This window comes from Methylophaga lonarensis MPL, from assembly GCF_000349205.1.
Lineage (GTDB): Bacteria > Pseudomonadota > Gammaproteobacteria > Nitrosococcales > Methylophagaceae > Methylophaga > Methylophaga lonarensis.
Genome location: NZ_APHR01000010.1, coordinates 52,755 through 74,243, shown reverse-complemented (window position 1 = coordinate 74,243; position 21,489 = coordinate 52,755). Strand labels below are relative to the sequence as shown.

Below are 21,489 nucleotides of genomic sequence, written 5' to 3'. Positions count from 1 at the left end.
TCACAACTGACCATGCTCAGCCAGGGAGTGGCTGTGCTGGTCACCGACGATAATATGATCCAACACCCGAATATCGACCAGCTCCAGGGCACTGCGTAACCGCTGAGTGATCTGAATATCCGCCTGACTCGGTTCAGCCACGCCAGAAGGGTGGTTATGGGCAAAAATCACCGCCGCTGCATTGAGTTTCAAAGCCAGCTTGACCACCTCACGCGGATACACGCTGGCACCATCAATGGTGCCGCGAAACATCGGCTCAAAGCTGATCATCCGGTGCCGGTTATCGAGAAATAAACAGGCAAATACCTCATGGGGATGATGCCGTAATTGGCGTTGCAGATACTGTCGGGTGCTGGCGGCATCGGTAAAGGCATCACCACGCATCAAGGTCGACTCCAAATGCCGACGGCCCATTTCCAGCACCGCCTGCAACTGCACAAACTTGGCCGTGCCCAATCCATGATGCTGGCAAAAGCTGTTTACATCCGCTTCCAGCAAAGCACGCAAACTGCCAAATTCGGATAACAAACGTCGGGCCAAATCCACCGCCGACATTCCAGTGACACCGGTGCGAAGAAAAATTGCCAACAACTCGGCATCCGACAAAGCCTGCGGCCCCAACTGCAATAACTTCTCACGCGGCCGCTCACTGGCCGGCCAATCCCTGATAGCCATCATCGCTCCTTGCGATTAGTGAAACACAAGACAAATTTAGCCGCTGACACACGGAAAAACAATGCAAAGGAACAACTTGCCGATTCACCACCACAGGTTTAAGGTGTTTTTCATCGTCAGTGCTTTAGTAGGGGCTGGTGAAGAGCAAAAGAAATTAATCGTGAATGATTCACAATTTTTCAGCAAGATAATCTTGATGCGTGAAAATTATATTTATAATCAGCAGGTTGTGAAGGTGATTATTTATGAAAAATAATTATGATCCATTCACGTTAATAATTATTATGAGGTCGCAGACCTCATTAACAGACTGTTACATTTCACTGCAGGTTTAGGCAGGGAGTAAGGGGAAAAGATGTTAGTGGTTCATATAAAGGGAAAGCCAAATGATTGAATTCATTTCTCAGCAAAATAAAAAGAACCTAATCCTATTTGTTCATGGATTTTGCGGAGGAGAGGCAACCTGGCAGAATGGAGAGGCACGCTCCTTCCCTGAGTTATTTTCCGATGATTTAGAAATATCAGAAAATTATGACATAGCCCACTTTTCATACTTTACCAAGTTACTAAACCTTTTCGCCAAGGCGGGTAAGGTTTCTACGCTTGTTAAGCGTATGTTCGGAACTTCACACGGAAAACTAGCCAACAATATAAGCATTGAGGAAATCGGAAACTTACTTAGAACTGAAATCCGATTCAAACTACAAACATACGACAATATTATCGTTGTTGCTCATAGTATGGGTGGATTGGTAACCAAAAGTGCTATTACAAAAGATATTGAAGAGAAGACACCATCAAAGATTAAGCTTTTTATTTCTTTGGCTGTCCCCCACCAAGGAGCAGAAGCGGCAACTTTCGGAAAGTTGATAAGTGACAACCTTCAGATAGAGGGACTTTCACCACTCAATGATTTTATTCACAAGATAAATGATGAATGGCTAAAAACCAGCTTAAGGCCAGCAACAAAGTATTTTTACGGTGTGCATGATTCGGTTGTCAAAAAAACAAGTGCCGTCCCGATAGATAAAGAAAAATCTGATGCAATATCAGTAGATGAAGATCACACCAGCATTACGAAACCTGAGAACCCCGACAGCACGATAGTCATGGCTGTCAAACAAATAATCTTAGATTTTGAAAAGAATGATCCCGGCATATCAACGTTCGAACTCAAACAGCTTGAAGATGAAACGGACTTTGACGATGAACTGTTTGTCTTAAAATTAATCTCTGCTGATATACACAAAACAACAATAAGAGAGGCCAAGGAGGCATTTTTGAATGCAGAGTATATAAGGAAAATATTTAGTAGCTCTTCGGATAAAAAGCGGCTAGCTGAATTATATGCAAAAATACGCAAGGTCTATCAGAACAGCTACACAAAGTATATTCATGATGGCATCCCAAATTCTGGATTACTGTTAGCGGATGTACATGAAACAATCATCAAACAAGATAAGAAATTTTTAGACACGTTTATTCTGTTTATAAACGCCATCCACAAGCAGGGAATGCTCCACCAACTCGCTAATTCAAAAGATGAAAATATTTGGTGGATAAAAGACGGGACAATAGATTCACTGAGACACCTCTTGGCGGAGGGTAAAAGTGAATAAACTTCCATATATCCAGCCAGAACGCGAGCTGCACTATAACTTAGGCATACTTCTCTTGATACTCGGGAGCCTTGCACAAACCTCCAGAAACAAGAAAGTACTAACTATTGACAAGATACAGTCGTTCTACTTCCTCGTCACTAAGCCAGCCTTCTTGAATAAAGTTCTAATGTTGGCAAACAAGCGTCAAATCGCCATTGATGATGTCGACTATTACACGGTGGAAACACTTTCTGTAAATGTCGACGAGCTTTTTGATCGAGATCGACTTTTGACCATGATCAAAATACTTTCATCTAAGAAATACTTGTCGTCTGAGTATTCCAACTCAGAAGGCTTCTTGTTTGACCTGACAGATGCCGGAAGATCTATTGCAAGCAAGTTAGAGAGTGGCTACTTCCGAAAAGTCAAACTGTTTATCGAACAACTTTCATCACTTCAATCGCAGAGCCCTAGCAAACTTAATGGGTATATAAACACAGTATTAAAACAGGGTATATAATGGATCTCTCTCAAGGTTTACTTTTAAAAAATTTAATACTTCACGGGCATCGAAAAGATTATCGAGTTAAATTTCGTCCCGGAATAAACATAATTTATGGTGATGCCGATACAGGAAAGTCAAGCATACTCAGGCTTGTTTACTATCTTCTTGGCGGGAAGCAAATCAAAATAGACGAAGAAATTTCTTCATCGGTAAAGTATGCAGTCCTTGAAATAACCGTAAATGGAAAACCCTACTGCATCAGCAGAGATATTTTCAATCCCGCCAGAGATATTGACGTATATTCTTGTAAGTACTCTGAAATATCAAACTCCTTTCCCGAAAAGTACAAATCCAGCATTACCAAAGGAGACGATCAAAATAAGAGTCTTTCCGAATTTATTCTTGAGGCGTTAGAACTTCCCGCTGTTCGACTAAAGCAGGCCCCAACAAAAGATTCATCAGAAACAGCCAGGCTTAGTTTCCTAGACTTGTTCAAATTTATTTACTTGGATCAAGACGATGTTGGCAGCGCTCACATGCTAAACATTGGGAACCATGTACTTGAAACAAAAAACAGGGAAGTCTTTAAATACATATTTAATGTTCTCGACACTGGAATATCAGAGATAGAAGTAGATATTGCAAGTAAAACACAAGAGAAGACACAGCTTTCAAATCAGTACTCCGCTATAAGTAATTTTTTGGCTCAGACTGAATTTAAAAGTACTGAAGATTTAGACGAAGAAATAAGCAACATAGACAACATAAAAATTGAAGTTAACTCTCGGCTTTCAGATTTAAACAAGCGAATGACGAGCGACAATGAACTATATGAAGGTCTCAAAGATGCCTTAAACACAATCAATTTGAACATAGCGCAGCAAGAAGAAGCAAAGAGCAAATCTTTACGAAGCATCGAAAGGTTTAGCCGACTCCTCAACGATTACCAAAATGACATTGATAGAATTGAATCCAGCCTATCAGCCAAAGAGTTTATAGGCGGAGATATTCAGGAGAAGACAAGCTGCCCTATCTGCGAAACCATTATCGAAATTGGTGACATATCCGATAAATTTGACATCCCAAGTGACACACGCTTAAAAAGCGAGCTGACATCGATCAAAAGGAGGTCAAAAGATCTCAAACAGTTGATATCTGATAACAGATCAGATTTAAATTCCGCCAACTCCCTCCTAGCAGAGCTCTATCTGGAGAAAAATAAAGCCAGAGAAATAATGGACGAAGAGCTTTCAAATTCTATTTCACCATATCTAGCCGAGAGAGACGCAATTGTCAAAGAATTAGCGCAACTTGACGAACGTCGAGAAAAGGCAGTTCACTCCCTGCGAGTAAGGAACAAGCAGGCCGCATTTGCTGACCAAATAGGCCGCCTAGAAGGAACAATCGAGAAACTAAAAATTAAACTGGATGAACTCAAAAAGGACGCCCCGTCACTTGATAATGTTTTGAAGGATCTAGGAGCTGATATCAACAAATTTATTCAGCAAGTAAAGATTAAGAACCATTACGGCGTAGGAATAGACGAAAAAACATTTTTCCCAAAAGTCAGAAATATTGAATACAGAAAAATCAACTCAGGCGGACTTAGAACAATTGTTTCTATCGGATACTTGGCATCCATCTTACTGCAGAAGCTTCGTAAAGATACTAATATTCCAGGATTATTAATGATCGACACCGTAGGAAAATTTCTGGGGAAAACCCCTGAATATTCCGATGACAGTCAAATTGACAGCGAAATTGATGTTGATGGTGTGGCAGATCCAGAGAAATACAGAAATCTATTCAATGCATTAGTAGCTGTTGCTGAAGAGTTCGATGATAAAGGTAAGCTCTGTCAGATTATACTGGTAGATAATGACATGCCTCGGGATGTTGCGTACGAAAACAAAGGTTTTGAAATAGCCCACTATAGATCTAACGGTATCAATGGGCTTCCAATTGGTCTAATCGATGACTGGGATTCGGCCCCTAAGAAATGATAAATGTAACAAGCCAAAGCACTCGGACATGGTAAAGCTGTCATCTTTTTTGTTCCAAAAAAGCCGCCAACTTCACCATTCCGGTGTTTGAGGCGTTAGAGGGTGCTGAATGGAGCCGATCATAATCAATAGGGTCAGAGTGTTTGATTTTGAACCGCTCGCTGCGCTACCAATTTTCCGGTGAGCTAGGCGTTATGTTTACAAATCAGAACGGAGCAACAGATGAAATCCATTAAGGCCTCGCTCATGTTTGTCGGGAAACAAGCTGGGAAAGCCGAGGAAGCAATCAAATTCTATACCTCTCTATTTCCTGGTTCAGAGATCATTGATATTCAGCGCTACGAAGCTGGCGAGCATGAGCCAGAAGGCTCTGCCAAGATGATTAAATTTATGATAAACGGTACCGAGTTCATGGCTCTGGACAGTCATCTTGACCACCAATTTACCTTTACACCCTCCATGTCATTGCACGTTGAGTGTGAATCAATGAGTGAAATCAAGAAGGTATTTCGGAGCCTCGCCGAAAATGGCTCAGAGCTAATGCCTTTAGATAACTATGGTTTTAGCCAAATGTTTGGTTGGCTGAATGATAGATACGGTGTGTCTTGGCAGCTCAATTTGTCGAACTAGGGTGGTGCTATAAACACATAGCCAAGTGCAGAAGAATCAAGGGGCCAGCCAACTTGATTTATAACAATCGCCTCAAAAGCGGCGCTGATGCCTCGCGCACTCTCGCGGACACTATGTTTCTGGAATGTAGCTGTTAACATCTGCGGCTAATGGCAGAAAATCATTGACCGGGTAACCACGATGCATGTGAAATTTTCTGGGCATGTCATTCCACTTTCAGAGCTGAAGAACGATCCGGGAAAAATTGTTGATCGAGCGCAGGATACGCATCGCCCTGTACTGTCAACCAGTCGTGGCCGCTCCGTAGCTGTTGTTCAGGGGCTCGATGATTATGAAAAAACCGCAGAGGAGTTGCGGTTTGTAAAAGCCGTGGCGCAAGGGTTGATGAATGTCCGTGAGGGTAACACCGTATCGTTAGAGGACGCTAGGAGAATGTTGAGTATCGAGTAAATGGAATTACGCATCGCAAAGTCGGCGCTTGAGGCTTACAGGTGAGAGGCAGCTCGAATTGCCAGAAAACGAAACATATCCAACCACTGCAGCGTGACATCTTGTTGGCAGTATCCAAATACTCGTCATGCATGCCGCCGTCTTTATGAGAGTTAATAATCAATTAACGCTATAACCAGTAAACCAAACAGATGAGCGAGGTCGTTAGAACGACTCATGGACTTTATTACTTACAAAGGAATCAATCTTTTTGTTGGATGGACTGAGGACAATTCAGTGCCTGTCGAGTCATTACCCACGAAACCCGGACTTTACGCAGAAATTTGCTGGGGCAGGCATGGGGTAAGAGTTGGTGAGACGGGGCGAAGCGTCAGGGGTAAAATCAGACACGATATCAGGTGGTTCGAAGGAATGCATAATGGCACTGAAAAGCCCGAGCAGTTGAGACGTACCAGCCCGATCTGTATGGCCGCTAAGGAATTGGGTGTTACTGGCTTTAGATTCTATTTAGTGAGCGACGATCCCAGGCTCAACGATAAGATTTTGAGACAAGAGTGTGAGCGATTCTTGTTCGAGTGGTGCGAGAAGCATGCTCAACTCATTAGCTGGAATTTCCAAAAAAGCTGGAGATAAATAACCAGTTTTTGCCGCATTTTACAGGTCATAACTTATCAGAGCATTAGGGAAACGCCGCTCACCAAAATGATGTTGTAAAAATTCCGTTGTCGGCTATCCAACACTAAGAATCTCAGTGATTTTTAGATGGCCGTTATATAAAGTCACGGCAATGAATAGAAATGAACCTGTTACAAAGAAGAAAGTCATCGCTCTTTGGAAGTTGCCATCAAACCTGTCACTTATACCAAAAAAGATTAGCAAAAAGATGGGATAAATGATCGTGTTTAACATAATGCTAGCTAAGCTTGATAGTGTTGGTAGCACATGGATGGGCATTAAGAAGAAAAATATCAAAATAAACCAATAAACCAAGACTATGATTATTTTTTCACGATATGAGGGTCTACGTTTTCGGAACTTCCACCATGCTACGCTAACAGCAATTGCAGGGATAATAGAGCTGGCAATGACTATGGTAAAACCATATGGAAAAAGATAAATAGCATAAGAAAAACTAGCAATAAGAATATATGTTGTAGCAATTGCAATTACTGCCGCTGAAGCCGCGTACTTAATCATAAAAATCCTTTTAAGAAATAAAGTCCTGAATGAATACATCAAGGGGATCGCCACTGACCAATCCCTGCAAGAGTTGTGATATTAAATATTAGAGGATGCTTGTCATTTACATCCCATCATCCCCCTTTTAGTTGATATGCAGATGTTGAATAGATTTAGCACTGATGATTCAGGCTGTAAATAGCTAATATTTAATCAGTTATGCGACAGAGTCTTGAGCGAAGCAGTATGTGTCGTTGATGGCAAAGGCTGCTTACTTGTCGCTGCTGGCACTTTTCTCAAACGCCTTGATAATACGTTCACGCTCGTCTTCGCCATAAAAATCCGGGTCATCAAACAGGTCTGGTTGGCTTTGATCAAACATCATATTCAGTGCCTGATCACTGGTCTGTACCATGGGTTCAAAATGGGCCGGATTACCTGACACCAGATCGATGACATGTCGACGACGATAAATGGCAAATGCCGCTAAGCTGGCCAACACTACGGCGATATACATTTGCAGCGCATAACCACCAATCAAGGTCATCAGGCCACCTGCCAGCATCGGTGCGAAGACACAGCCGATGCCATGCAATACCAGCATATCTGAGGAGCCGGAGACAATTTCATCTGGATGTAATTGGTCGATTAACATGGCAACCGCCAATGGGTAAATGGCAAACGCCAGACCACCCCAGAGAAAATACAGCCCGTACAAAATGTTTTCACTGGGTGCCATGGGAATTATCACGGCGATAATCGCGGCCAGTATTAATACCCCAATCAGCACGGCGGGTCGGTCATATTTATCAGAAACTCGACCGATAGGTATTTGCAAGGCGGCACCACCTAAAATGGCGACACTCATGATCATGGCGATACCGCCGGTATCAAAGCCGACACCAGCGGCATAAATAGGTGTCATTGACCAGAATGCCCCCATCGCAAGCCCTGAAAACGCCGAAGCTGCTACAGCTAATGGTGCAAAGCGCACTAATGCTTTTAGACTGCTTTTTGGGTGATCTGAAATGGTGGGTTGAGCGCGGCGAGTCATTGCGACAGGCAATAATGCCGAGCAGATCAAAATAGACACCAGAGCAAACAGCAGGAAGTTTTCCGGGCTATCCAGTCGCAGCATTTGTTGGGCGACTGCCAGTGCGCCCAGATTCACCACCATGTAAAAGGCGAAAATACGACCACGTTCATGTGGGGCTGACTGACTGTTTAACCAGCTCTCAATCACTGTCATCAGCGTGACAAAGGCAAGGCCGTAGATAAAACGCAGCAGCATCCAGGAAATCGCATCAATAAAAATAATATGCAGCAGTGCTGCTGAAGCACAGAGCGAGGCACAAAAAGCGAAGGTGCGAATGTGGCCCATGCGTTTTATCAGGCGTGGACTGACCCATGTTCCACAAATAAAGCCGACAAAAAAACTCGACATGACAAGGCCGAGCACGGCGCTGGAGAACCCTTCACTGACACCGCGAAGTGTCAACAGAGTGTTGATTAGACCATTACCTAATAACAGGAGCGCAACGCCCCATAAAATGGCTTGAATTGGTCGCAATAATGCCAAAGAATGCATAACAAGCTTCCCTCAAGTGTTAACCGGATTTGTTCAGGCTCAGCGTTGAACCTGATGGAAACGTGCATTTGGCAGGCATTTGCGATTGATGACAGCGTTGAAGAGATTCGATGAATCAATAACGCCCTGGCCCACTAATGCAACGTCTTGGTGCTTAGTGACATAAATGCAGACTGAGTGTCTGGCTTGCTTTAACCATAGCAAATCTCGCGGCGTTTTTTAAATTGCAGTCCAAGAAGCCCGGAGCAGTCAGCCGAACCTAGCTAGCGCGTCTTCAGACCGAATCTGCTCACAAGGCACTCAATGGCGGCGTAGAATAAATCATGAGGTCAGCACTTGATTTATCCACTGTGTTACAAATTTGTCGGTACTGTGGGTGTTCTGCGAATTAGTGAGATTGAAGTAATGACTAAAGATTTCTCTATGCTGCCGTGGGCCGTTAGGCGTAGCTCAAACATTAAGGAGGAGATATGAAAGCGAAGTGTCTTTGCGGTTCCATTGAGGTTGATGCCCCCGATCACAATGAGGTTGGGCTCTGTCATTGTTCAATGTGCAGACGCTGGGCGGGAGGCCCAATGTTCGCCGTTCATTGTGGTACTGACGTTCGCTTTAATGGTCAAGAGCCATCACGGTATCAATCCTCTGACTGGGCTGAGCGCGGTTTTTGTCCAAGCTGTGGTACCCATCTCTTTTATCACCTGCTTCCCAGTAACGAGTACATTCTTCCTGCGGGTCTTTTTCAAGACCAAGAATTCAATCTTTCAAGTGAAATATTCATTGACGAGAAGCCCACTTATTACGAGCTGAAGAACGACACCCATAAAATGACGGGGCAACAGGTTTTCGAGCAGTTTGCTTCAAAAAATTAAGCCTCAGCCAAACAACGGCAGCCAGAGCGACGCAAAAAAAGCAGTACACTTGGTCTGGATGACCACAGACAAGAGAGTCTGAATTGATGGCAAACATTGAACATATTCAATACGTGAATGCGCCCCTGTCATTTGTGTACGAAGCCTTGACCACGGCGCACGGATTGGCTGAGGTGTGGACGCAAGATTTACAGTTCATTGCTCAAATTGATGCGGTCAATGAATTTCGATTTGGTGACGAGCATCCGACAAAGATGAAGGTTACGGAGCTGGTACGCGATAGCAAAATGACCTGGCACTGCGTCGATTCAGACCCCGAGTGGATTGACACTACATCAGTTTCGAACTCGATAGTCGGGGTGATAAGACAGCGGTCATCCTTCGGCACACAGACTGGCGTGAAGTTACCGAATTCTTCCGTTTCTGTAATTATAATTGGGCGATATTTTTGTTAAGTCTTAAGCAATACTGTGAAGAAGGGGCAGGTATTCACTATCAGGCTCGGAAGTTTTAGCCAAACAACAGCATGTAACGGATGGCGCATGGTGCCGTAGCTGGTCTCATTTGTCGTCCCTCGTGGCATATGGCATAAACCAGGCGCGCCGGAAGGAGCAAAGTTCATCTACTTTACGCCAGGACAATCGTTGTATTCGGAAAAGGAAGATCCAAGTATGGAAAACGATGCGTAACAGAGCGCTGCACATGGAATATTAGGAGTGGGAGTTCGATCCCTATTAATTATGCCAGTCGAAATCCGTCAACTGACAGCAAATGACATTAAGCTGATGCTAGCCTTGTCGAGATGTTTTGGTGAGGTGTTCAACGATATGAGCAGCTACACTGAAAAACGTCCAAGTGCGGACTATCTGAAACAGTTGTTGAGCGGTGAATCTTTTATAGCGCTGGTGGCGCTCGACGGTGAGGCTGTTATTGGTGGTCTTGCCGCATACGAGCTGAAAAAGTTTGAGCAGGCGCGTAGTGAGATCTATATATATGACCTCGCGGTGTTATCTGCCCATCGGCGAAAGGGAATAGCCACAGCGTTGATCGAAAACTTGAAACGCATTGCCGCAGATCGAGGGGCTTATGTCATTTTCGTTCAGGCGGATACCGGCGTGGAAGACGCACCGGCCATTGCGTTGTATCACAAGCTTGGTCAGCGTGAAGAGGTCCTACACTTTGATATTTCTGTTGAGCCCGATGATGAAGTTTCTTAATGGTTTTATCAAACCAACTTGAGTTTCATGCGCACAAATTGAAGACAGCAGAGAGTAAAATCTACTTTGACCCATGCACTGTTTCTGAAACACGCTGGGCTTAGTCACAAAAAGCCAAGTCATCGGAAAAGCTGGCCGAATCTGCCAAAGTTGTGGAAACTTGGTCAGTAAAAATATCCGGATCAATACAACAGAACGATGAACAAGCAAGACATTTTCGAACGCAATAACATTCAAATTATCGGCAAGGGTGCGCAGGCGCTACTAATGGCGCATGGTTTTGGTTGTGATCAAAAAATGTGGCGTTTTGTGGCGCCTATGCTTGAGCATGACTATCGGTTGGTGTTGTTTGATTATGTCGGTTCCGGAGGCTCCAGAATCAACGCTTATGATGCCAATCGTTACGCCTCGCTTGAGGGCTATGCTGAGGACATTATTGAAATTTGTGAGGCTTTGGATCTTCACAATATTTCAATTGTTGGCCACTCGGTCAGCGGCATTATTTCTTTGATAGCAGCACACGCCATCCCGCAGCGAATTAAAAGCCTGATCATGGTGTGTCCGTCACCATATTTTATGAATGAGCCGCCCGATTACGCCGGGGGATTTGAAAAAGCAGATTTGGAAGATTTGATCACCTTGATGGATAGCAATTTTATCGGCTGGGCCAATTATCTGAGTCCGCTGGTCATGGGCCACAATAATCCCGAAGAGTTGGTTGCAGAACTGTCTGACAGCTTTTGTTCGACTGATCCGGTGATTGCCAAAAACTTTGCACGGGCCACCTTTTTTTCTGATTATCGCTGGTTGTTACCCAAAAACACGCACCCAACGTTACTGATACAAAGCCGCTGGGATTCGTTGGCATCACTCGATGTGACTCAGTACATGCAAGCGCAGATGCCACAAACAACAACTACAATTCTCGAAGCCGAAGGTCATTGTCCACACATGAGTCATCCGGCCATGGTGGCCGATGCGATACGTGACTTTTTGCAGCAAAATGATCCGCTATGAGTCACTCGCTTAAACATTCCCTGGATTTATTTCCCATCGGTTGCATGATTTCAGTTGATGACACCCAGGGTAATCAGCGTATTATTTCCTATCTCAACCGATACATGCATGATGAGCTTGGGATTGCCTGCGCTGCGGTCGGCAAGCCATTGGCAGATATTTTCAGCAAAGCCTCCAGAATTATTCTGGATACCTATGTCATGCCACTGATTCTGCATGAAGGGCAATGTGTTGAAGTGATGCTCGATATTGAGCAGGCAGATGGCAATAAAATGCCGGTCAGCGTCAATGCGCGATTGGGCGATAAGCGCGAAATATACTGGACGATGGCCGTCGCTGACAGACAAAAGCAATTGCATCACAAACTGCTGGAAACACGCGATCTGCTTGAAAACAAGGCCAAACTACTACAGCAACAGTCGATTACTGATGATTTGACCGGGCTTGTGAATCGTCGTGAACTGAATCGTCAGTCGACCGTGATAATGGCTCAATCGAAACGTGCTAATTGGCCTATCTCTTTACTGATGATTGATGTTGACTACTTCAAGCAGATTAATGACAGCAAAGGGCATGATGTCGGTGATGAAGTGCTGATTCAGCTCAGTCAGTTGCTGCTGAAACAGGCAAGAGCATCTGACATTGTCTGTCGTTTTGGCGGCGAAGAATTTGTGATTCTGATGCCTGCCACTGATTCACACGCCGCGCAGAGTCTGGCCCGGCGACTGCATGAATCAGTGAAAATGCTCAAGATATCGGATATAGATTTGACGCTGAGTATTGGCATCACCACCTCGGATCTCACCAAACAGAACCTGTTCAGTGACCTGCTCAAACAAGCTGACGAGGCCATGTATGAGGCCAAAGGTCAGGGCCGTAATCGTAGCGTTGTGTTCAGCCGTTCTTGACGCTGAAGTCCCGGCACGATTGTTTAGCCAAACCCGGTTGCGATCAGAGTTCGATTCCTTTTTGTGCCCGAATTCCCGCACGAAACGCATGTTTCACATCATCTACGCGGCTAACCGTATCTGAGGCTTCGATCACGCTGTCCGGTGCGCCGCGTCCGGTGATAATGACATGCTGCATTGCTGGCCGCGCTCCAATATCGGCTAATACTTTTTCGGCATCCAGATATTTCATTTTCAACACGATATTCAGCTCATCCAGCAAAATCACCTGAATGCTTTCATCCTGTAGCATCGACTTCACAATCTCCCAACCGGCTTCGGCAGAAGCCTTGTCTTGTTCCAGATTTTGGGTGTCCCAGGTGAAGCCATCGCCCACCACGTGATAGCTGACCTGTTCGGGAAAGCGACGGAAAAAGGCTTCTTCCCCGGTGCTCATGGCACCTTTGATAAATTGCACGATGCCCACTTTCATATCATGACCCAGCGCCCGTGCAACCATGCCAAAACCAGATGAGCTTTTGCCTTTGCCATTGCCGGTGATGCACAGTAATAAGCCTTTATCCTGCGTGGCTTGTTGAATCTTTTCATCAACCACTGCCTTGTGGCGTTGCATGCGTGCCTTATGGCGTTGGCTTTTTTCAGAGTCAGTCATAACGTTCCTAAAATAAAACAAAAAATATCAGTAAGGCGGTTTCCAGCAGCTCGACCATGGCACCTGCGGTATCGCCGGTAAAGCCATTCAGGCGGCGTTCCATCAGATAGCGCAGCAGCAAAAACACGACGAGTGTAAACAGTAGTGCCAATAGACCGATGCTGAACAGGCCTATCACCGCAATAATCAGCAACATCTTGCGGGTATCGCTGGCCGACTGATGGTGTTTGAGCAGACTGCCCAGTCCCTGCGGGCGGACATAGTCGGTGGTTAAAAACAATAACGGCAATGCCGTGCGAGCCAGTACCACAGACCAGATTAATGCCACCCAGTTCTGCTGCGACAGCAAAACAGTCAACATGACAAATTTCAGCAACAGCACTGAGACAATCGCCGAGACGGCAATCGGTCCCGCAGCCGGATCTTTCATGATGTTGAGGGTTTTGGCTTTGTTGCCAATGCCGCCGAGCCAGGCATCCGCGCTATCGGCCAAACCATCCAGATGCAATGCCCCGGTCATTGCCACCCAGACAACCAATAAAAGACTGGCTGCTACCATCACCGGCTGATTGTTCAAGCTCCAGGCGAGCAGGCTCAATACAATGCCAATCAGCAAACCGACCAGCGGATAAAACAGCAAGGAGCGGCCAACATCCTGATCTGTAAATTCATCCTGCAACTTGACCGGCACAACGGTCAAAAACTGCATGGCGATTAAAAATGATGTCCACATCAGCTAATTGCTCCGGCGATGGCGGCTTGTTCAAAAGTGGCCATTTGGTTGTGCAGCGCGCAGGCCATTCTCATTAAAGGCACTGCCACTGCGGCACCACTGGCTTCCCCAAGTCGCATTTCAAGTGCCAGTATGGGCTGTGCTTCAAGTGCCTGCAATATGGTTGTATGACCGGGTTCGGCGCTGTGATGACTGAACAAAAACCAGTCGCGACTGCCCGGACAAATCTGTTCTGCACATAAGGCGGCGACACTGCTGATAAAGCCATCCACCATCACCGGCAAGCCCAGTTTGGCACACTGTAGATAACTGCCCACCATGGCGGCAATTTCAAAACCACCCAGATAACGCAAGATGCTCAAAGGTGAATCAAGCTGGGCTTGATGTAATTGCAGCGCCTCGCGAATGATCCTGGCTTTGTGTGCAATGCCCTGGGCATTGAGACCGGTGCCGGGGCCGGCCAGTTGTTCAGCAGGTAACTGCAACATGGCGCAAGCCATGGCACTGGCGGCGGTGGTATTGCCAATGCCCATATCCCCGGCGATATAAAGCTGGGTAGATTTTTGCTGGCAATAGTCCACATTTGCCTTGCCGATCTGCATGGCCTGATAGCAGTCGGCTTCACTCATGGCAGGGTGTTGATGAAAGTTGGCAGTGCCACTGGCAATACGTTGATCCTGCACGCCGTTGATGGTTTCCAATGCGGCGACGGTGCCGACATTAATGACATCCAGTGAGGCATTCAATTGCTTTGCCAATACGCTGATCGCCGCACCACCGGAGGCAAAGTTACGGATCATCGCAGCGGTGACCGATTGAGGGTAGGCCGAAATATTCTCTGCCATCACCCCATGATCAGCGGCATAAACAGTGATATGCACCTGCTCAGCTTGTGGTGCTTGACCTTGCATCGCAGCCAGTTGCACCGCCAGAGATTCCAGTTTGCCCAAGGAGCCTGCCGGTTTAGTGAGTTGGCTTTGGCGTGCCAAAGCGGCGGCTGCCGCAGTTTTATCCAGTGCTTTAGGGGCTTGGCTTAACCAGAGGCTGAAGTCGGTCATTCAGTGTCCTTTCAGTGCATGCGGTAAGCCCGCGATGGTGAGAATCACGTTATCCATCTGCGAGGCAATCTGCTGATGCAGGCGACCTGCTTCATCACAAAAGCGTCGGGTCAGTTCGCCCATTGGCACAATGCCCATGCTGGTTTCATTACTGACCAGAATGATGCTGGCCTGCAAGCTCGGCAGTATCTCCAGGAATTGCTGAATTTCAGTCTCAAGGCCTTGTGGGTCATCCAGTAACAGCAGATTGGTCAGCCATAAAGTCAGACAATCCACCAGAATGCAGTGATTGACGCTGTCATGTTGTTGCAGCGTTGCTGCCAGATGCAGCGGTGCTTCGATACTGGTCCAATGCGCCGGGCGTTGTTGTTGATGCAGGGCGATGCGTTGTTGCATTTCAGCATCGTCGGCGCGTGCCGTGGCGATATAAAAAACGGTGGATTCGCTGTCGATGGCGCGCTGTTCGGCCAGTCGACTTTTTCCGGATTTAACGCCGCCCAGGATTAGTGTTTTAGCCATTGTCGACCTTTAGAATATTCAATAGCGTAGTGGTATCCATGTGCTGATCAATCATGTCGGCCAGCCGTTCGATATCTGCTTCACGCAGTGCATGATAGTTTGGGCTAGTGACCTGATTCAGCCCGGCCCACTGCAATAGCGCATCGCAGCTTTCCGTATGTTCAAACAGGCCATGCAAATAGGTGCCGATGATTTGCTGATCATCACTGATAGCGCCATCCGGACCATGCGATAGCTGTAATAGTGGCCGCAATAATGCCGGACCTTCAGTTATGCCGGCATGGATTTCATAGCCACTGATGGGGGCATTGTTAAGCAGGAGTTGTCCCTGATTTTGGCGTAGTTGTTTTTCAGCGTGCAGGGTGGTGTGCATTTCCAGCAGGCCCAGTCCTTGTTTCATGCTGCCGGGCGTGCTTTCAACGCCATGCGGATCAGCAATGTGATGGCCCAGCATTTGAAAACCACCACAGATCCCGAGCAGCTTGCCGCCATAGCGCAGATGTCGTTCGATGGCTGCTGGCCAACCTTGTGTTTCCAGCCAACTCAAGTCAGCACTGACATGTTTGCTGCCGGGCAGAATGATCAAATCGGCGGCGGGAATGGGCGAATCCGGGCAAATAAACTGCAAATTCACCTGCGGGTGCAGCCGCAAAGGATCCAGATCGGTGTGATTGCTGATACGCGGTAACACCGGCACGATAACATTCAAAACATGTGCAGATTTTTCGGCCTGTTGGCTGTTAATGGCATCCTCGGCTTCCAGGTGCAGGCCATGCAAATAGGGCAGAACAGCCAACACCGGCTTGCCAGTTCGTTGCTCCAGCCACGTCACGCCGGGTTGCAATAAGCTGATGTCACCGCGAAAGCGATTAATGACAAAGCCTTTCACACGCTGCTGCTCGGAGGCAGATAACAAATCCAGCGTGCCAACCAGATGGGCAAATACGCCACCGCGATCAATATCGGCAACCAGAATCACCGGACAGTCCACCGCCTCGGCAAAGCCCATATTGGCAATATCGCGATCCCGCAGATTGATTTCAGCCGGTGAACCAGCGCCTTCGACCATGACCACGGCATATTGCTGAGACAATCGCTGATGTGATTCAAGTACCGCCGCCATCGCCGTCTGCTTGTAGTCGTGATAGATGCGAGCATCCATATTGGCGATAGCCTTGCCGTGAATAATCACCTGCGCGCCCTTATCACTGTTGGGTTTGAGCAGCACGGGGTTCATATCAATATGCGGTGGCAGATTACAGGCTTGTGCTTGTACGGCCTGTGCACGTCCGATTTCGCCGCCTTCTGCGGTGACCGCACTGTTTAGCGCCATATTTTGCGGTTTAAATGGGGCCACGGAATAGCCTTGACGGACTAACCAGCGGCAGAGCGCGGTGACCAGCGTGCTTTTGCCAGCATCAGAAGTGGTGCCTTGTATCATCAAGGTGTTGGCGATCATGACCGGGTAATCTTGTTTAGGGCGTTTTGCAGACGCTGCCAGTCGGTTTCGATGGCAGGTAAGCCAAAACGAACCGCCTGAGGTTTATCAAACAGCCGACACAGAATGCCATGTGAAGCTAATTGATGATGAATCTTGGCCGCCTGTCCGGTTTTAACCCACTGAAAAAGCGCACAGCCACCGGCAGGATGAAGTTGATGCGCTTCAAGCAATTGGGCCAGACGTTGGCTTTTGTCTGGTAATTGTTGTCGTGCTTGTCGTTGCCAGTGATGGTCAGCCAGTGCTTGAACAGCAAGCCAGCGAGATGCCGAGGCAATGGGCCAGGGGCCAAGTTTTTCCTCAAGCTGAGACAACAGTTCCGAATGCGCCATCACAAAACCAAGCCGCAAACCGGCCAGGCCAAAAAATTTACCCAATGAGCGTAAAACGATTAAGCCACGTTGTGCTGCCAGCCCTGCCAGACTCTGTTCGGGGGTCATATCGATAAAGGCTTCATCTACGATGAGCCAGCCACGACGAGCGTGTAGCTGGCGATGCCAGCTTAACAGGCGTTCTGCGCTGAAGGTTTCACCGGTCGGATTGTTTGGGTTGATGACGATCACCACATCAAACTGATCGATGTGCTGATCCAGTTCGTGGCTATGCAACTCAACCACCTGATGCCCCGCTTGTTGCCAGCAGTGGCGATGTTCTTCATAGGCCGGTGCCACAATGGCAACACGACTGCTTGAGCGTAAGCTCGGTAAACACTGAATGGCCGCCTGCGAGCCGGCCACGGCCAGTAATTGTTTGCATCGGTAATAGACTTTGGCTTTCTCTACCAAATCATCTGCATTGTCGGGCAATCTGGACCAGACGCTTGCCGGAAGTGATTCGGGCACCGGCCAGCCATTGGGGTTAATGCCAGTCGATAGATCCAGCCAGTCATCTGGCGCAATGTCATGTTGCTGAGCATGAGCCAGCAATTGGCCACCGTGATTAAGCATGCAGGATCCCCGTTATCAAGCCAATGACCAGCAGCCACAACAACACACTGCGTAACACCAGCTGCAAAGCACGCTGAATGTCGTTGCTGTGTGCCGGGTTGGCTGTACCAAGCACAGGCCGTTGATGCCACTTCCCGTGATAACAGGCAGGACCACCCAGTTGAATATCCAATGCACCGGCACCGCTGGCCATTACCGGGCCGGCATTAGGACTGTCCCATAACGGGGCTTGCTGTCGCCAACAGCGAAAGGCTTGTTGGCGATTGCCCAGCAAGGCATAACTGAAGGCAGTGAGTCGCGCCGGAACAAAATTCAACACATCATCCAGCCGGGCAGCGGCTTTGCCAAAATAAAAAAATCGGGGCGTTCGATAACCCCACATGGCATCCAGTGTATTGACCAAGCGGTAGGTGACCGCACCGGCAGCGCCAGCAATCACAAACCAGAAAAGTGTGCCAAACACCGCATCGTTGCCATTTTCCAGCACCGATTCAATGGTCGCTTTATTGGGTTCGATATGGTCTTTGTCTCGACTGACAATTCGGCTGGTGAGCATTTTGGCCTGTTCGATATCGCCTTTTTGCATGGTCTGAAAAATGGGCCGGGCATGATCAAACAGACTGCGATGACCGAGACATAGGGTTAAAACCACCACGGAAAACAGGCTGCCCCAAATAGCCATCTGGCTGATAATCCAGCTAATAATTGCAAAGGGCACGATGCAGATCAGCAGGGCCAGCAGGCCGAGCATGAATTGATGGCAAGCCGCATGAGTGTTGTGATTAAGCCGGGCTTCAACGTGACTGGCCAATGTGCCAAAGCCTACCAGCGGATGCAGGCGTTTGGGTTCGCCAAACAGCCAGTCCAGGATCAAGGCTGACAGCAGAATTATAAAAGTCATGGCTGGCCGTTCCCTTGCCAGCAATTTTCAAAAATCAGCTCCTGCAAAGGCTGACGTTGTCGCCAGTTTTGCTGTTCCAGCATGGGTTGTTGATAAAAGCTGTCCACATGACCAAGGCAGAGAATCGCCACCGGGCAGGCACCTTCGGGCATCTGTAATAACTCGGCCAGTTGTGCGGGATCAAACAAGGATACCCAGCCCATGCCCAAACCTTCGGCACGTGCGGCCAGCCACATATTCTGTATGGCGCAGGCGACCGAGGCCAGGTCCATTTCCGGCAGGGTGCGGCGTCCAAATATATGGGGTTCACGCTGATCCATCAGCGCCATCACAATGACTTCAGCACACTCCCTGATGCCTTCGACTTTCAATTGCAGAAATTCGGTTTTCTGTTCGCCCAGTGCTGTTGCGGTTTCCTGTCGTTCTTGTTCAACCAGTTGATAAATGACCTGTCGCAAATCCTGATCGGTAATTCGAATCATCCGCCACGGTTGCATCAGTCCAACACTGGGGGCTTGCCAGGCGGCATGAAAGATCTGCTGCAATATTGAAGGCTCGATGGGATCGGCAATGAAATGTCGCATATCACGACGCTCACCGATGGCGCGATATACCGCCTTGCGATCCTGTTCATTAAAGCGATATTGATCGAGGCTCATGGTAACAACCACCGGGCAATAAGTTCGGGGCAGGAAGGGAAGTAGAAGTGAATATAGCTGGCGATCAGCCGTTGTTGCTGAAACACCGCTTCACTCAGCTGATTACCATTCGGACATTGACCATAGCTGATGGCATTGGCTGAACTCTCCAAGATGGAATGATGGTAGCTATGCCCGCGCAACGTCAGATCATCAATGGTGATCTGTTGCAGTGCCAGTGCTGTCAGTCTGGCCTGTAGTCTGGCGGTGGCATCCAATACACCACACATCTCAGCCTGATGGCCGTTTTTGTCGGTCAAGGATCGGCACAGATAGAGCATTCCCCCGCATTCAGCCAGCACCGGTTTGTTGGCCTTTATATGCTCACCGATCGCCTGCCGCATGGCGCTATTCTGGCTGAGTGTTTCGAGATGGAGTTCGGGATAACCGCCGGGCAGATACAGGCTGTCTGCAGCAGGCAGCGTTGCATCGGTCAACGGTGAAAAGAAGACCAGCTCAGCCCCCATGGCCGTTAAACAATCCAGATTGGCCTGATAAATAAAGGCAAACGCGGCATCTTTTGCCACTGCGATGCGAACCCCTTTTAGCAACAACGGTAGTGCTTTTGCAGGCTCACTGTGAATCTTGCACTGTGGCAAGGTGAACGCTGATTGAATGACCAGACTGTCTGCCAGATTTTCCAGTCGTTGGCCCAAATCATCGAGTTCTTCAGCCTGCACCAAACCCAGATAGCGGCTGGGCAGACTATCTGTTTGACGGGGCATGGTCGCCATGCAGGGTAGATTGTCAGGCAGGCTGCTGGTGATCATTTCAGCATGACGCGGGCTGCCGACTCGATTGGCCAACACGCCCGCGACTTGAACATCCTGACGAAAGTTGGCGAGGCCAAATGCCACGGCAGCAAAGGTCTGTGCCATGGCGCTGGCATCTATGATCGCCAACACCGGAATGTTTAGAATGGCTGCAAGATCGGCAGTGGAAGGCGCACCATCAAACAAGCCCATCACGCCTTCAATCAGAATGATGTCGGCCTGTTTTGCGGCGTCAGCAATCAACTGTCGGCTGTGCTGTTCGCCGACCATCCACAAGTCGATTTGGTACACCGGAAATCCCGAGGCGTAGGCCAGAATCATCGGATCCAGAAAATCCGGCCCTGCTTTGAATACCTGAACCTGCTTACCCTGACGCCGATAATGCCACGCCAGGGTCGCGGTAATGGTGGTTTTACCTTGACCTGATGCTGGAGCGGCAATTATCAGAGCAGCGCATTGATGCGACTGCATCGACATTACTGTGTCTGGTTGCTGCGTGGGTTCACATGAGCAAAACGGAAGCTGATATGAACCACCGCTGCGATGGCAATGTAAAAGCTCAGTCTGCTGAGTTGATTCGGATAAGACTGGATGAACCGCGACAGATACTCGACAAAGGTAGGTTCAACATAGCGACCGGAAAACCAGTAGAAACCACCACCACTGAACACACTGGCAACCGCAGTGATGGTCAACACGGTAATGACCAGCGTGAACAGTGCCGTCCAGTTGAATTGATATCTGCTTGAAAACCAGCGCCCAGCCAGCCATAGACTGCCGTACGCAGGTAATAAAAACCCATAAGCCGGTGACACGCAGAAATTACTGACGCCGCCCCAGGTGACGGCAATTAAATCCAGCGCCACCGCCAGCCCCAGAAATGCCGGGAACCAAAGCTTGGAAGCCAGATAAAAACCGGCCAGCATAAATACAGCCCATGAGGCACTGGGTAATACATTGATATCGGCAAAATGATGACCGCGGGTCATCACCATTAATACAGCCAGAAGCGCAGCCACGAGTAGCTGCTGACGTTGAGATAATAACGACATTGAAGAGTCTCCGATG

Annotated in this window: 24 protein-coding genes; 11 read left to right on the top strand and 13 right to left on the bottom strand. The window is 47.8% G+C overall.

Annotation, left to right across the window (positions count from 1 at the left end):
* Window positions 1–675: a RadC family protein gene (gene radC / locus MPL1_RS02395; protein WP_009725534.1), complete on the bottom strand. Its 675-nt coding sequence runs from the start codon at window positions 673–675 to the stop codon at window positions 1–3.
* A 61-nt stretch (window positions 676–736) separates the two neighbouring features.
* Between radC and MPL1_RS02390 the strand changes: the two genes are divergently transcribed.
* The 6 genes from MPL1_RS02390 (at window position 737) to MPL1_RS02365 (ending at window position 5,864) form a co-directional block, all read left to right on the top strand.
* Window positions 737–931, top strand: coding sequence for a hypothetical protein (locus MPL1_RS02390; RefSeq protein WP_009725533.1), 195 nt, complete (start codon window positions 737–739; stop codon window positions 929–931).
* A 130-nt stretch (window positions 932–1,061) separates the two neighbouring features.
* The gene (locus MPL1_RS02385; RefSeq protein WP_009725532.1) at window positions 1,062–2,294 is read left to right on the top strand and encodes an ABC-three component system protein; all 1,233 of its coding nucleotides are present in this window, start codon (window positions 1,062–1,064) and stop codon (window positions 2,292–2,294) included.
* Entirely contained in the window at window positions 2,287–2,796 is a 510-nt protein-coding gene (locus MPL1_RS02380) for an ABC-three component system middle component 4 (protein ID WP_009725531.1), read from the top strand. The genes MPL1_RS02385 and MPL1_RS02380 overlap by 8 nt, the downstream gene beginning before the upstream one ends.
* The gene (locus MPL1_RS02375) at window positions 2,796–4,784 is read left to right on the top strand and encodes an ATP-binding protein (protein ID WP_009725530.1); all 1,989 of its coding nucleotides are present in this window, start codon (window positions 2,796–2,798) and stop codon (window positions 4,782–4,784) included. Before MPL1_RS02380 ends, MPL1_RS02375 begins: the two co-directional genes overlap by 1 nt.
* A 222-nt stretch (window positions 4,785–5,006) precedes the next feature.
* Window positions 5,007–5,414, top strand: a complete 408-nt coding sequence (locus MPL1_RS02370) for a VOC family protein (protein WP_009725529.1) — start codon at window positions 5,007–5,009, stop codon at window positions 5,412–5,414.
* Between the two features lie 180 nt (window positions 5,415–5,594).
* The gene (locus MPL1_RS02365; RefSeq protein ID WP_009725528.1) at window positions 5,595–5,864 is read left to right on the top strand and encodes a type II toxin-antitoxin system Phd/YefM family antitoxin; all 270 of its coding nucleotides are present in this window, start codon (window positions 5,595–5,597) and stop codon (window positions 5,862–5,864) included.
* A gap of 729 nt (window positions 5,865–6,593) precedes the next feature.
* Here MPL1_RS02365 and MPL1_RS02355 read toward each other — a convergent pair.
* Both MPL1_RS02355 and MPL1_RS02350 read right to left on the bottom strand, forming a co-directional pair.
* Window positions 6,594–7,061, bottom strand: coding sequence for a hypothetical protein (locus MPL1_RS02355; RefSeq protein WP_009725526.1), 468 nt, complete (start codon window positions 7,059–7,061; stop codon window positions 6,594–6,596).
* A 253-nt stretch (window positions 7,062–7,314) separates the two neighbouring features.
* Window positions 7,315–8,631, bottom strand: a complete 1,317-nt coding sequence (locus MPL1_RS02350) for an MFS transporter (protein WP_009725525.1) — start codon at window positions 8,629–8,631, stop codon at window positions 7,315–7,317.
* Between the two features lie 470 nt (window positions 8,632–9,101).
* Between MPL1_RS02350 and MPL1_RS02345 the strand changes: the two genes are divergently transcribed.
* The 5 genes from MPL1_RS02345 (at window position 9,102) to MPL1_RS02325 (ending at window position 12,642) form a co-directional block, all read left to right on the top strand.
* Window positions 9,102–9,500 (top strand): GFA family protein, encoded by a 399-nt coding sequence (locus MPL1_RS02345; protein ID WP_009725524.1) that lies wholly within the window; start codon window positions 9,102–9,104, stop codon window positions 9,498–9,500.
* Window positions 9,501–9,586: 86 nt separating this feature from the next.
* Entirely contained in the window at window positions 9,587–9,955 is a 369-nt protein-coding gene (locus MPL1_RS02340; RefSeq protein ID WP_009725523.1) for an SRPBCC family protein, read from the top strand.
* Between the two features lie 285 nt (window positions 9,956–10,240).
* Complete coding sequence (locus tag MPL1_RS02335; protein ID WP_009725522.1) at window positions 10,241–10,717, top strand: AAC(3)-I family aminoglycoside N-acetyltransferase; 477 nt, start codon at window positions 10,241–10,243, stop codon at window positions 10,715–10,717.
* Between the two features lie 198 nt (window positions 10,718–10,915).
* Complete coding sequence (locus MPL1_RS02330; RefSeq protein ID WP_009725521.1) at window positions 10,916–11,734, top strand: alpha/beta fold hydrolase; 819 nt, start codon at window positions 10,916–10,918, stop codon at window positions 11,732–11,734.
* Complete coding sequence (locus MPL1_RS02325; RefSeq protein WP_009725520.1) at window positions 11,731–12,642, top strand: GGDEF domain-containing protein; 912 nt, start codon at window positions 11,731–11,733, stop codon at window positions 12,640–12,642. Before MPL1_RS02330 ends, MPL1_RS02325 begins: the two co-directional genes overlap by 4 nt.
* 43 nt (window positions 12,643–12,685) lie before the next feature.
* Here the strand turns inward: MPL1_RS02325 and cobO are convergent, their stop codons facing one another.
* From cobO to MPL1_RS02275, 10 genes are read right to left on the bottom strand one after another with little or no spacing between them, the layout of a single operon-like run.
* Window positions 12,686–13,294 carry a cob(I)yrinic acid a,c-diamide adenosyltransferase gene (cobO, locus tag MPL1_RS02320; protein ID WP_009725519.1) on the bottom strand — a complete coding sequence of 203 codons (609 nt, stop codon included), beginning with the start codon at window positions 13,292–13,294 and terminating at the stop codon, window positions 12,686–12,688.
* 7 nt (window positions 13,295–13,301) lie between these two features.
* The gene (locus tag MPL1_RS02315) at window positions 13,302–14,027 is read right to left on the bottom strand and encodes an adenosylcobinamide-GDP ribazoletransferase (RefSeq protein WP_009725518.1); all 726 of its coding nucleotides are present in this window, start codon (window positions 14,025–14,027) and stop codon (window positions 13,302–13,304) included.
* The gene (cobT, locus tag MPL1_RS02310) at window positions 14,027–15,085 is read right to left on the bottom strand and encodes a nicotinate-nucleotide--dimethylbenzimidazole phosphoribosyltransferase (RefSeq protein WP_009725517.1); all 1,059 of its coding nucleotides are present in this window, start codon (window positions 15,083–15,085) and stop codon (window positions 14,027–14,029) included. The genes MPL1_RS02315 and cobT overlap by 1 nt, the downstream gene beginning before the upstream one ends.
* Window positions 15,086–15,604 carry a bifunctional adenosylcobinamide kinase/adenosylcobinamide-phosphate guanylyltransferase gene (gene cobU / locus MPL1_RS02305; protein WP_009725516.1) on the bottom strand — a complete coding sequence of 173 codons (519 nt, stop codon included), beginning with the start codon at window positions 15,602–15,604 and terminating at the stop codon, window positions 15,086–15,088. It lies immediately after the preceding gene.
* The gene (locus tag MPL1_RS02300) at window positions 15,597–17,063 is read right to left on the bottom strand and encodes a cobyric acid synthase (RefSeq protein WP_009725515.1); all 1,467 of its coding nucleotides are present in this window, start codon (window positions 17,061–17,063) and stop codon (window positions 15,597–15,599) included. The genes cobU and MPL1_RS02300 overlap by 8 nt, the downstream gene beginning before the upstream one ends.
* Complete coding sequence (gene cobD / locus MPL1_RS02295; protein ID WP_009725514.1) at window positions 17,060–18,049, bottom strand: threonine-phosphate decarboxylase CobD; 990 nt, start codon at window positions 18,047–18,049, stop codon at window positions 17,060–17,062. The genes MPL1_RS02300 and cobD overlap by 4 nt, the downstream gene beginning before the upstream one ends.
* Window positions 18,042–18,950 (bottom strand): adenosylcobinamide-phosphate synthase CbiB, encoded by a 909-nt coding sequence (gene cbiB / locus MPL1_RS02290; RefSeq protein ID WP_009725513.1) that lies wholly within the window; start codon window positions 18,948–18,950, stop codon window positions 18,042–18,044. The genes cobD and cbiB overlap by 8 nt, the downstream gene beginning before the upstream one ends.
* Window positions 18,947–19,609, bottom strand: coding sequence for a 5,6-dimethylbenzimidazole synthase (gene bluB, locus MPL1_RS02285; protein ID WP_009725512.1), 663 nt, complete (start codon window positions 19,607–19,609; stop codon window positions 18,947–18,949). Before bluB ends, cbiB begins: the two co-directional genes overlap by 4 nt.
* A complete protein-coding gene (locus MPL1_RS02280; protein WP_009725511.1) occupies window positions 19,606–20,898 on the bottom strand; it encodes a cobyrinate a,c-diamide synthase in 1,293 nt (430 codons plus the stop codon). Before MPL1_RS02280 ends, bluB begins: the two co-directional genes overlap by 4 nt.
* Entirely contained in the window at window positions 20,898–21,473 is a 576-nt protein-coding gene (locus tag MPL1_RS02275; RefSeq protein WP_009725510.1) for a hypothetical protein, read from the bottom strand. Before MPL1_RS02275 ends, MPL1_RS02280 begins: the two co-directional genes overlap by 1 nt.
* Window positions 21,474–21,489 lie beyond the last annotated feature (16 nt).